Annotated in this window: 10 protein-coding genes; 8 read left to right on the top strand and 2 right to left on the bottom strand. The window is 69.6% G+C overall.

What is annotated here, in order from left to right; all coding sequences use genetic code 11:
- The first annotated feature begins 49 nt into the window (after window positions 1-49).
- The gene (locus HF577_RS02095; protein ID WP_169393939.1) at window positions 50-235 is read left to right on the top strand and encodes a hypothetical protein; all 186 of its coding nucleotides are present in this window, start codon (window positions 50-52) and stop codon (window positions 233-235) included.
- Between the two features lie 71 nt (window positions 236-306).
- On the opposite strand, the gene HF577_RS02090 is transcribed toward HF577_RS02095, so the two are convergent.
- Window positions 307-1,698: an MFS transporter gene (locus HF577_RS02090; RefSeq protein WP_169393974.1), complete on the bottom strand. Its 1,392-nt coding sequence runs from the start codon at window positions 1,696-1,698 to the stop codon at window positions 307-309.
- A gap of 134 nt (window positions 1,699-1,832) precedes the next feature.
- Here HF577_RS02090 and sucC point away from each other — a divergent pair, with 134 nt between their 5' ends.
- From sucC to gcl, 5 genes are all read left to right on the top strand, one after another.
- Entirely contained in the window at window positions 1,833-3,005 is a 1,173-nt protein-coding gene (gene sucC, locus HF577_RS02085) for an ADP-forming succinate--CoA ligase subunit beta (protein ID WP_169394044.1), read from the top strand.
- Between the two features lie 3 nt (window positions 3,006-3,008).
- A complete protein-coding gene (sucD, locus tag HF577_RS02080; protein ID WP_169393973.1) occupies window positions 3,009-3,893 on the top strand; it encodes a succinate--CoA ligase subunit alpha in 885 nt (294 codons plus the stop codon).
- Window positions 3,894-3,957: 64 nt separating this feature from the next.
- Window positions 3,958-4,824, top strand: coding sequence for a hydroxypyruvate isomerase family protein (locus tag HF577_RS02075; protein ID WP_169393972.1), 867 nt, complete (start codon window positions 3,958-3,960; stop codon window positions 4,822-4,824).
- A complete protein-coding gene (locus HF577_RS02070) occupies window positions 4,821-5,717 on the top strand; it encodes a 2-hydroxy-3-oxopropionate reductase (RefSeq protein WP_312858892.1) in 897 nt (298 codons plus the stop codon). Before HF577_RS02075 ends, HF577_RS02070 begins: the two co-directional genes overlap by 4 nt.
- 101 nt (window positions 5,718-5,818) lie before the next feature.
- Window positions 5,819-7,516: a glyoxylate carboligase gene (gene gcl, locus HF577_RS02065; protein ID WP_169393971.1), complete on the top strand. Its 1,698-nt coding sequence runs from the start codon at window positions 5,819-5,821 to the stop codon at window positions 7,514-7,516.
- 250 nt (window positions 7,517-7,766) lie between these two features.
- Here the strand turns inward: gcl and HF577_RS02060 are convergent, their stop codons facing one another.
- Window positions 7,767-8,744: a 2-dehydropantoate 2-reductase gene (locus tag HF577_RS02060; RefSeq protein WP_169393970.1), complete on the bottom strand. Its 978-nt coding sequence runs from the start codon at window positions 8,742-8,744 to the stop codon at window positions 7,767-7,769.
- Window positions 8,745-8,956: 212 nt separating this feature from the next.
- Here HF577_RS02060 and HF577_RS02055 point away from each other — a divergent pair, with 212 nt between their 5' ends.
- Both HF577_RS02055 and frc read left to right on the top strand, forming a co-directional pair.
- Window positions 8,957-10,684 carry a thiamine pyrophosphate-binding protein gene (locus HF577_RS02055; RefSeq protein ID WP_169393969.1) on the top strand — a complete coding sequence of 576 codons (1,728 nt, stop codon included), beginning with the start codon at window positions 8,957-8,959 and terminating at the stop codon, window positions 10,682-10,684.
- Window positions 10,685-10,786: 102 nt separating this feature from the next.
- Complete coding sequence (gene frc / locus HF577_RS02050) at window positions 10,787-12,013, top strand: formyl-CoA transferase (protein ID WP_169393968.1); 1,227 nt, start codon at window positions 10,787-10,789, stop codon at window positions 12,011-12,013.
- The last annotated feature ends 1 nt before the right edge of the window (window position 12,014 follow it).

Below are 12,014 nucleotides of genomic sequence, written 5' to 3'. Positions count from 1 at the left end.
GCGCACGGATCGGGAAGACCATCTACACGAGGTGATGAGAATGCGAACGATGCGCAAGGTTGTGCGCGCCCTGTCCACCATGCCGCGAGGCTTCAACGCCGACGGCCGGGCGCTCGGGCTCGGCCTGGACGCCGCACTGCGGGCCCAGCGGACCCACGGCGCCGACGTCCAGCCGATCCGTCCCTCGACCGAGACGGTTCCTGCGGCCGAGGGCCCCTACTCCCGCGCCTCCTGACACGGCACGGGGTCCATCCCTGGACAGCTCCACCGGCGGAGCGGCCCAGGGATGGATGGAGGGGGAGCGGCTCAGGTGGCGTACCGCGAGGGCGTTGAACCCTGCTCCGAGATCCGCGCAGAGGGCAGGAGGCTCGGCAGGCCCGGCCGCTGCAGTGCGCCGGTCGCCCACGCCGACCCGAGCGAGACGAACGCGGCCACGAGGAACGTGGTGGCGAAGCCCCACGAGGTGACGGCGAGCGCGGCCAGTCCCACACCGAGCACCCCGCCCCCGGCCTTGGCGCTGTAGACGAGGCCGTGCACCTCGAAGGCGCTCTGCTCGCCGAAGTACTCCCTGGCGATGCTGGCGAACAGCGGGTAGAAGCCGCCGCCGCCCAGCCCGGCCAGCGCCGCTGCCAGCACCATCGCGACGGTGGAGCCGGTGCTCGCCGAGAGCGCGAACAGCAGCTGCGCCACGGCTTGCACCAGCAGCACGACGGTGAGCGTCGGGCAGCGGCCGAGCCGGTCGGAGATCCCGACGGACACCGCGCGGCTGGCCCCGTTCACCCCGGCGAGAACACCGGCCGCGAGAGCGACCACACCGGCTCCCGCGGCGAAGCCGGAGGCGAAGACCACCACGAACGCGGCGTTGAACAACGAGACCGCGCCCGCGCCGATGAGGATCGCGTACATCACGGTCATGACCCGGGTGCGGATCGCCTGCAGGGCCGAGTACTCGCGGATCGCCGGAGGGTTCTTCCGCCGCCCGGGGTTGCCGATGTGGCCGAGTCCCCATGCCCGCGGGTCGACCTCGGCGGGCCACCAGCGCGCCGGCGGGTCCCTGAAGTACATCCCGGTGCCTGCCACCAGGAGGAACAGCGCCACCGCTGCCACGTCGAGGACCGGCGTGAGGTTGGCGGCGTCGAGCCCGATGACCGCGGCCACGACGAAGGGCACCGAACCGTAGGCGAACGCTCCGGTCACCCTGCTGACGCGGGAGGCCATGCGCTCCGGGTACCACTTGGCCACGGTGGAGGTGCAGGCCGCGTAGACGAGGCCCGCGCCGGTGCCTCCCAGTACCGAGTAGCCCAGCAGCGCGCCGAGCAGACTGGTGCTGTGGGCGAGCGAGACGAGTCCCAGCGCACTCAACGCGGCACCGGTGATCATCACGGCACGCGGGCCCAGGCGACGGCGCTCACGGAGGTAGGCGGTCGGGAAACCGACGCCGGCCTGGAACACGGTCCAGACCGCGAGTAGCCAGAAGGCTCCGGCGAGGCCCCAGCCGTTGCGCGCCATCAGCGCCGGGACCGCGGCCCCGTAGCCGTACTGGAGCACTCCGACCGCTGCCATCGGGATCCAGGCCAGCCGCAGCATCGACGATCGGGGGCGCCCGATCAGTGCCACGGGGTCCTCTCCGACGCGGTACCTGCGGCCGTACCAGTCGCGGACCTCCTGGTAGGCGGCATCGCCTTCCGGCTCACCCATGACTGCTCCCTCCATACTGTATGCCAAATAATGCGCGGCAGTGAGCTAGAACACAAGGCCCCTGGACAAACTCGTTCCATACTGCATACAGTCGACCACTCCGTGACGAGGTCGTCAGACAGGAGATGCCGCAGGTGGACCTGTACGAGCACCAGGCGAAAGACTTGTTCGAGGCTCACGGCGTCCCGGTGTCCCGCGGCTCCGTCGCGGTCACGCCGGAGGAAGCCGAGGCGGTGGCCCGCGACATCGGCGGGGCCGTCGTCATCAAGGCGCAGGTGAAGGTCGGCGGCCGGGGCAAGGCGGGCGGCGTGAAGCTCGCGAAGACCCCGGAAGAGGCCAACGAGAAGGCCCACGAGATCCTGGGCATGGACATCAAGGGCCACACCGTGCACCGCGTGCTGGTGGCCGAGGCCTCACAGATCACGCAGGAGTACTACGTCTCCTTCCTGCTCGACCGGGCCAACCGCACCTTCCTGGCCATGGCCAGCGCGGAGGGCGGGATGGAGATCGAGCAGCTCGCGGCCGAGCGCCCCGACGCCCTCGCGAAGGTGCCCATCGACCCGCTCATCGGGTGCGACGTGGAGCGGGCCCGCGCGATCGTCGACGAGGCCGGCTTCCCGCTGGACGTGGCCGACGCCGCCGCAGAGGTGATCGCGAAGCTCTGGGAGACCTTCGTGGCGGAGGACGCCACGCTGGTGGAGGTCAACCCGCTGATCTCCGACGCCGAGGGCACCGTCATCGCGTTGGACGGCAAGGTCACCCTCGACGAGAACGCCGACTTCCGCCACCCCGGCCACACCGACCTGGTCGACCAGCGCACCGAGAACCCGCTCGAGGCGAAGGCGAAGGCCAAGGGCCTCAACTACGTCAAGCTCGACGGCGGCCAGGTCGGGATCATCGGGAACGGCGCCGGGCTGGTGATGTCCACGCTCGACGTCGTGGCCTACGCCGGTGAGAAGCACGGCGGCGTCAAGCCGGCCAACTTCCTCGACATCGGCGGCGGCGCCTCCGCGCAGGTGATGGCCGACGGGCTGGACGTGATCCTCGGCGATCCGGACGTGCGGTCGGTGTTCGTGAACGTCTTCGGCGGGATCACCGCGTGCGACGCGGTGGCCAACGGCATCGTCGAGGCACTGAAGATCCTCGGTGACGCCGCGACGAAGCCGCTGGTCGTGCGGCTGGACGGCAACAACGTGCTCGAGGGCCGCCGGATCCTCGACGAGGCGAACCACCCGCTGGTCACCCAGGTGGACACGATGGACAACGCGGCCGACCGGGCCGCCGAACTCGCGGCCGCGGGGGTCTGAGTCATGGCGATCTTCCTCAACGAGAACAGCAAGGTCATCGTCCAGGGCATCACCGGCGGTGAGGGCACCAAGCACACCGCGAAGATGCTCGCCGCCGGCACCAACATCGTCGGGGGTGTCAACGCCCGCAAGGCCGGCACCACCGTGTCGATCGGGGGCAAGGACCTCACCGTCTTCGGCACCGTCGAGGAGGCGATGAAGGAGACCGGGGCCGACGTCAGCGTCGTATTCGTGCCGCCGAAGTTCACCAAGGACGCCGTGATCGAGGCGATCGACGCCGAGATCGGGCTTGCCGTCGTCATCACCGAAGGTGTTCCGGTGCACGACTCGGCCTATTTCTGGGCCCATTCCTCCGCTCGGGGGAATCGCACCAGGATCATCGGCCCGAACTGCCCGGGAATCATCAGCCCCGGCAAGTCGAATGCGGGCATCATCCCGGCCGATATCGCCGGCGCCGGTCCGATCGGGCTGGTGTCGAAGTCGGGCACGCTGACCTACCAGATGATGTACGAACTGCGCGAGATCGGGTTCTCCACCGCTATCGGAATCGGTGGTGACCCGGTCATCGGCACCACCCACATCGACGCACTGGCCGCGTTCGAGGCCGACCCCGACACCACCGCGATCGTGATGATCGGCGAGATCGGCGGCGACGCCGAGGAACGCGCCGCGGAGTTCATCAAGGCCAACGTCACCAAGCCCGTCGTCGGCTACGTCGCCGGGTTCACCGCCCCCGAGGGCAAGACCATGGGCCACGCCGGAGCCATCGTCTCCGGCTCCGCCGGCACCGCCCAGGCCAAGAAGGAAGCCCTCGAGGCCGCCGGGGTCAAGGTCGGCAAGACCCCCAGCGAGACCGCCGACCTGATGCGCGAGCTCATCGCGCGTTAGGCGCCACCTCCAGGACGACCTGCCAGCCGTCGTCGCCACGTCCGTCGACTCCGGGAGGAGCCGTATGTCCGACGCCGCCCACGTGCCTGAGCCGGCACTGCGCTACGACGTCAACCTGTCCATCCTGTTCACCGAGCTGCCCTTGCTGCAGCGACCCGCCGCCGCCGCGGCAGCCGGCTTCGACGCCGTCGAGCTGTGGTGGCCCTTCGCCGAGCCGGTCCCGTCCAACCGGGAGCTCGACGAGCTCCGCGACGCGCTGCTCGACGCGGGCACCCGGCTGGTGGGCCTCAACTTCGACGCCGGGAACATGGCGGCGGGCGACCGGGGACTGCTCTCCCGGCCCGGCGACAGCGAGCGCTTCCGGGCGAACATCGACGTGGCCGTCGGCTTCGCCGCCTCGCTCGGCTGCACCACGCTGAACGCCCTCTACGGCAACCGGGACCCCGAGTCGAGCGTGCCCGAGCAGCGGGAGCTCGCCACGGAGAACCTCGTGCTCGCCGCGCGGGCCGCGGAACGGGCCGGGGCCACCGTCGTGATCGAGGCACTCAACAGCATCGAGAGTCCCGACTACCCGATCACGTCCTCGCACGAGGCGCTCGACCTGATCGACTACCTCCGGGTCATCCACGACGTCCCCAACATCGCGTTCCTCGCCGACCTCTATCACCTCGCCCGCATGGGCGAGCCGATCGAGCAGCTCGTCGAGCGGCGGGCCGACCGGTTCGGGCACGTCCAGATCGCGGACGTACCCGGCCGCGGCCAGCCGGGCACGGGCGACATCGACTGGCCCGTCCTGCTCGACCGGCTGGCCAAGAGCGCCTACAGCGGCCACGTCGGTCTCGAGTACAAGCCGGTGGGGCCGAGCGCCGACAGCTTCGAGTGGCTCCCCCGGCATCTCCGTACCACCGCGACCGTCGAGGAGTCCGTGTGACAGCAACGACAAGCACGATCGGGATCGTCGGCCTGGGCATCATGGGCGGTCCGATGGCCGCCAACCTGCTCAAGGCCGGCCACACCGTGATCGGCTACGACGCACAGCCCGCCGCACTGGAGAAACTCGGCGCGGCCGGGGGGAAGGCCGCCGACTCGGTGGCTGCCGTCACGGCCGACGCCGACGTCGTCATCACGATGCTGCCGGACTCGCCGCACGTCGAGGAGGTGATCCTCGGGGCAGGTGGGGTCCTCGAGAACGCCAACCCCGGCTTGCTGCTGATCGACATGAGCACGATCCGGCCCGACACGTCGATCAAGGTCGCCGAGGAGGCCACCGCCCGCGGTGTCCGCGCCCTCGACGCCCCTGTCAGCGGCGGTGAGAAGGGCGCGATCGACGGCGTCCTGTCGATCATGGTCGGGGGCGAGGAGGACGTCTTCACCGCCGCGCTGCCGATCCTCGAGGTGCTCGGCAAGACGATCGTCCACGTCGGTCCCAGCGGGGCAGGTCAGACGGTCAAGGCCGCCAACCAGCTCGTGGTGGGCGGCACGTACGCCCTCGTGGCCGAGGCGATCGTCCTGTTGGAGGCCTCCGGGGTCGACGCGGGCCGCGGCCTGGACGTCCTGGCCGGTGGGCTCGCCGGGAGCCGGATCCTCGAGCTCAAGCGCGAGTCGATGGTGGCCAGGCAGTTCGCGCCCGGCTTCCGCATCGACCTGCACCACAAGGACATGGGTATCGCGCTCGCGGCGGCGCGGGAGGCCGGCGTGGCGTTGCCGGTCACCGGGCTCATCGCCCAGCTCATCGCTGCGGCCAAGGCCCAGGGCTACGGATCGCTCGACCACTCGGTGCTGCTGAAGGTGCTCGAGAACGTGTCGGGCAGGACGTCGGCGTGAGCGCCGGCCACACGAACGGCGACCGCAAGAACGGCGATTCCAGGAACGGCGACTCGGAGGGCAGGGCGATGGGAAGCACCGGCGCAAGCAGGATCCCGTGTATGGAGGCCGTTGCGGCGGTCATGGAGTCGGAGGGCGTCGACACGGTCTTCGGCATCCCCGGCGCAGCGATCCTGCCGCTGTACGCGGCACTGCGGAAGAGCGGCATCAAGCACCTCACGGTGCGGCACGAGGAAGGCGGCACGCACGCCGCCGACGGGTGGTCCCGGGCCACCGGCAAGGTCGGGGTGACGATCGGAACCTCCGGCCCGGCCGGCACGAACATGATCACGGGCCTCTACACGGCTCTGGCCGACTCCATCCCGATGATCTGCATCACCGGGCAGGCGGAGCGCGCCAAGCTGCACCAGGAGGCCTTCCAGGCCGTCGACATCGTCGAGATCGCCAAGCCGGTCACGAAGTGGGCGGTGCAGCTCAAGGAGCCGGCCCAGGCGGCATGGGTGTTCCGTGAGGCGTTCCGGATCGCCCGCTCGGGCCGTCCGGGTCCGGTGCTCATCGACCTGCCGATCGACGTGCAGCGCGGCACCTGCCTCTACGACGCCTCGGCCGACGCACCGCTCCCGGTCGACGTGCCTGCACCGCGCGCGCAGCCGGTCAACGCGGCCGTGCAGATGCTGCTGGAGGCCGAGCGGCCGATCATCCTCGCCGGCGGCGGCGTCATCGGCGCGGAGGCCTCCGACGAGCTGCGTCAGCTCGCCGAGTACCTGCAGATCCCGGTGCAGGTCACGCTCATGGGCAAGGGCGCGTTCCCTGAGGACCACCCGCTGTTCGCCGGCATGGCCGGGCTGCAGACACAGACCCGCTGGGGCAACGCGTCGTTCCTCGAGAGCGACCTCGTCCTCGCCGTCGGCGCCCGGTTCGGCGATCGTCACACCGGCGATCTGGAGACCTACCGGCAGGGCCGCAAGTTCATCCACGTCGACATCGAGCCGACGCAGATCGGCAAGGTCTTCGAACCGGACCTCGGCATCGTCGGGCACGCCAAGCCCACCCTGGCCGCCCTGTGCGACACCGCCAGGCGGTCCGCACCGCAGCACTCGGCCGGTCAGTGGGTGGAGCGGGTGGCCCACCTGCGCAGCACCCTGCTGCGACGCGACGACTTCGACGACGTGCCGATCAAGCCGCCGCGCGTGTTCCGGGAGATCAACCAGACGTTCGGCCCGGACACCACGTTCGTCACGGCGATCGGGCTCTACCAGATCTGGTCGGGCCAGTTCCAGCAGACGTTCAAGCCACGCCACTACATGGTCTGTGGCCAGGCCGGCCCGCTCGGGTGGGAGATCCCCGCCGCGATCGGCGTCAAGAGCGCGTTCCCGGAGAAGCAGGTGGTCGTCGTGGTGGGCGACTACTCCTTCCAGTTCCTCATGGAGGAGATCGCGGTCGCGGCCCAGTACAAGATCCCGTTCGTCATCGTGATGGTCAACAACGAGTACCTGGGCCTGATCCGGCAGGCCGAGCTCGGCTACGACATGAACTACGCCGTCGACCTGCACTACGGCGAGGGCGGGATCGACCACGTCAAGCTCATGGAGGCGTTCGGCTGCCCGGCCCGGCGGGTGGAGCAGCCCGGTGACATCGCCGACGCGCTGAGCTGGGCCACGCTCGAGTCGGAGGCCCAGCAGCTCCCGGTCCTCGTCGAGGTGATGGTGGAGCGGGAGGCCAACGCCGCGATGGGGCCGTCGCTGAACCACATCAACGAGTTCGAGCCCGCGCCCGACCTGGTGCCGCTGGCCGACTGACCGCCCCCAGCGGGGCAACAAACGAACGGCCCCCTCGTCCCACACCGCGGACGAGGGGGCCGTTCGCGTTCCTGGCCGTTCTCTCCCTGGCACGTCCCGTCACGCCCCTCCGGGCCCCTCCGCCCCCGAACACAGGAACGGCACCCCCGTCCGATCGCATCGGTCGGGAGTGCCGCTCGTGAACAGGCCCGGAAACAGGCCGGCCGCCGACGGGCTGTTCACCCGCCGACGGCCTCTGGACGCGGACCTGTCAGGACGCTGTGGCCACCTGCTGGTTGAGCAGGTCGGCGACAGCGGTGATCGCCCGGAGGGTAGGCACCTCGACGCCCGTGAGCTCGGCGAGCTCCACCACTGCGGTCAGCAGCACGTCGAGCTCCATCGGGCGGCCACGCTCCAGGTCCTGGAGCGTGGAGGTCTTGTGCTCGCCGGTGCGCTCGGCGCCGGCGAGGCGCTTCTCCACGGAGATCTCCGGGTGGCAGCCCACCCCGTGGGCGACTGCGAGGGTCTCCTCCATCATCGTGGCCACGAGCGCACGGGTGCCCTTGTGACGGCAGATGCCGGCCATGGTCGCCCTGGTGAGCGCGCTGAGCGGGTTGAAGGCGATGTTGCCCATCAGCTTGATCCAGATGTCGCAGCGCAGATCACGCTCGACGGGGCACTTCAGACCACCGGCCACCATGGCGTCGGCGAACTCGGTGCAGCGCGCCGAGATGCTGCCGTCGGGCTCACCGATCGAGAACCGGGTGCCCTCCAGGTGCCGGACCACGCCCGGCGCCTCGATCTCGGTGGCTGCATAGACCACGCAGCCGACCGCCCGGTCCAGGTCGAGCGCGGCGGTGACCGCACCGCCCGGGTCGACGCTCTCGATGCGATGACCTTCGAACGGCCCCGGCAGCTTGTGGAAGTACCACCAGGGGATGCCGTTCTGGGCGGCGATGATCGTGGTGTCGTCGTGCAGCAGAGGCTTGATCATCGCGCCGGCCGCGGCGTACGCGTTGGCCTTGAACCCGAGAAATATGTGGTCGACAGGCCCGATCTCGCCGGGGTCGTCCGTTGCGTGTGGGTGAGCAGAGAAGTCACCCCTGGGGCTGAGTACCTGGACTCCGTTTGCTCGGAGCGCGGCGAGCTGCGGGCCGCGCGCGACCAGATGCACATCTGCACCCGCCCGACTGAGGCTCGCCCCCACATACGCCCCGATGGCACCGGCCCCTAGCACAGCGACCTTCACGTCGAGCTCCCGTCCTCGGCGACTGTGCATTCAGTATGCAGTATGGAGCCGCGCCGTCAAGACGGCACAGGACGGACATACGGGGGTCACACGGGCCGAGAAAAAACCAGCCCTGGACATCTGTCGAACCGAGGAGTACCAAAGCACCCATACCGTATGCAGTATGGAAGCAGCCGCCGCTACGGTGTGGTGACGACGAGGAGATGCACCCGATGACGCAGACGATCCCCGGAAGCGCCGCGCGCTCCGGGGTGAGCGATGCGGCAAACACGCCCGAGACCATCTCCGGCGGCCACTTGGTCGCGAAGGCGCTCAAGGCAGAGGGCGTCGACACGATCTTCACCCTCTGCGGCGGCCACATTATCGACATTTACGACGGTTGTGTGGATGAGGGCATCGCTGTCATCGACGTGCGTCACGAGCAGGTGGCCGCCCACGCGGCCGACGGGTACGCGCGCATCACCGGCAGGCCGGGCTGTGCCGTGGTCACCGCCGGCCCGGGCACCAGCGATGCCATCACCGGCGTCGCCAACGCGTTCCGGGCCGAGAGCCCCATGCTGCTGATCGGCGGCCAGGGTGCCCTCGACCAGCACAAGATGGGCTCGCTGCAGGACCTCCCGCACGTCGACATGCTGACCCCGATCACCAAGTTCGCGGCCACCGTCCCGCACACGGCCCGCACCGCCGACATGGTGTCGATGGCCTTCCGGGAGTGTTTCAACGGCGCGCCGGGCCCGTCCTTCCTCGAGATCCCGCGTGACGTCCTCGACGCCCACGTGCCGTACGAGCAGGCCCGCCTACCCAAGCCGGGGTCCTACCGCGCCTCCACCAGGTCAGCGGGCGACCCCGCGGCCGTCGAGCAGCTGGCCGACCTCATCGCGCACTCCGAGCGGCCGTGTGTCCTGCTCGGCAACCAGGTCTGGACGTGCCGGGCCACCGACGCGGCGATCGAGTTCGTCCGCACGCTCAACATCCCGGCGTTCATGAACGGCGCGGGCCGCGGCACCCTGGGTCCCCAGGACCCGATGCACTTCCAGCTGGCCCGCCGCCACGCCTTCATCGACGCGGACCTCATCATCATCGTCGGCACCCCGTTCGACTTCCGGATGGGCTACGGCCGCAGGCTGTCCCCCACCGCCAAGGTCGTGCAGATCGACCTCGACTACCGCACGGTCGGGAAGAACCGCGACATCGACCTCGGCATCGTCGGCGACGTGGGCGCCGTACTGGCCGCCACCACCGCCGCGTCCTCCGGGCGGGTCGGCCACAGCGCCGCCGGCCGCAAGGCCTGGATCGACGAGCTGCGGGCCTTCGAGACCGCCGCGTACGAGAGGCGGCTGCCCCGGCAGCGCTCCGACGCCATGCCGATCGACCCGTACCGGCTCGTGCACGAGATCAACGAGTTCCTCACGGAGGACTCGATCTACATCGGGGACGGCGGCGACATCGTCACGTTCTCCGGCCAGGTCGTGCAGCCCAAGTCCCCGGGCCACTGGATGGACCCGGGCCCGCTGGGCACCCTCGGCGTCGGCATCCCGTTCGTCATGGCTGCCAAGCACGCCCGTCCCGACAAGGAGGTCGTCGCGCTCTTCGGCGACGGCGCCTTCAGCCTCACCGGCTGGGACTTCGAGACCCTCGTCCGCTTCAACCTCCCGTTCGTGGGGATCGTCGGCAACAACTCGTCGATGAACCAGATCCGCTACGGACAGATCCAGAAGTACGGCGAGGGCCGCGGCCGCGTGGGCAACACGCTCGGCCGCGTCAAGTACGACCAGTTCGCCAAGATGTTGGGTGGTTACGGCGAGGAGGTCAGTGATCCGGCCGACATCGCTCCCGCTCTCCAGCGTGCCCGCGAGTCGGGGCTGCCGTCCCTCATCAACGTCTGGGTCGACCCGGATGTCTACGCGCCGGGAACCATGAACCAGACCATGTACAAGTGATCACCGCCGATCCGTGGGGAGCAGACGGATGACCGAGTTTGCGAGCGAGCCAACGACACACTGCCTGCGCGAAGCTTCCGCCTCGCGCAGCGAGGGGGAGCGATGAGTGCACTTGACGGGATCCGCGTCCTCGACATGACCCACGTCCAGTCCGGGCCCTCTGCGACGCAGATCCTCGCCTGGCTGGGCGCCGACGTGGTCAAGCTCGAGGCGCCGACCGGTGACATCACCCGTCAGCAGCTGCGGGACGTGCCGGGCGTCGACAGCCTGTACTTCACGATGCTGAACTGCAACAAGCGCAGCATCACGCTGAACATGAAGAGCGAGGAAGGCAAGAAGCTCTTCATCGAGATGGTGCAGAAGGCCGACGTCCTGGTCGAGAACTTCGGCCCCGGCGCCGTCGACCGGATGGGGTTCACCTGGGACCGTCTCCAGGAGCTCAACCCCCGGCTGGTCTACGCCTCGATCAAGGGCTTCGGAGAAGGCCCCTACACGCACTACAAGGCGTACGAGGTGGTCGCCCAGGCCATGGGCGGCTCGATGAGCACCACCGGGTTCGAGGACGGGCCGCCGCTGGCCACCGGAGCCCAGATCGGTGACTCCGGCACCGGCATGCACGCCGTCGCCGGCATCCTCGCCGCGCTGGTGCAGCGGGGCAACACGGGCCGCGGCCAGCGCGTCACCGTGGCGATGCAGCACGCCGTGCTCAACCTGTGCCGCGTGAAGCTGCGCGACCAGCAGCGTCTCGAGCACGGCCCGCTCGCCGAGTACCCGAACGAGCAGTTCACCGACGAGGTGCCGCGCTCGGGCAACGCGTCCGGCGGCGGCCAGCCCGGCTGGGCGGTGCGGTGCAGCCCCGGTGGTCCGAACGACTGGATCTACGTGATCGTGCAGCCCCCCGGCTGGGCCCCGATCGCCAACCTGATCGGCCGGCCCGAGCTCGCCGAGGACCCCGAGTGGGCCACCCCGGCGGCGCGGCTGCACAAGCTCGACAAGATGTTCCAGCTCATCGAGGAGTGGTCGTCGCGCCTCACCAAGTGGGACGCGCTCGCGCAGCTCAACGCCCTGAACGTGCCGTGCGGCCCGATCCTGTCGACGAAGGAGATCATCGAGGACGCCTCCCTCGCCGACAACAACATGGTGGTCACGGTCGACCACCCGGAGCGGGGATCGTTCAAGACGGTCGGCTGCCCGATCAAGCTGTCCGACTCGCCGGTGAAGGTGGAGACCTCGCCGCTGCTCGGAGAGCACAACGAAGACGTGTACGTGCGCGAACTGGGTCTCGACCTGGAGCGCTTCGCAGAGCTCAAGACGCAAGGAGTGATCTGAC

Origin of the sequence: Pseudonocardia xinjiangensis (assembly GCF_012911925.1) — a bacterium.
Lineage (GTDB): Bacteria > Actinomycetota > Actinomycetes > Mycobacteriales > Pseudonocardiaceae > Pseudonocardia > Pseudonocardia xinjiangensis.
The sequence above is the reverse complement of the archived record's forward strand: the minus strand, read 5'-3'. Positions and strand labels throughout refer to the sequence as shown.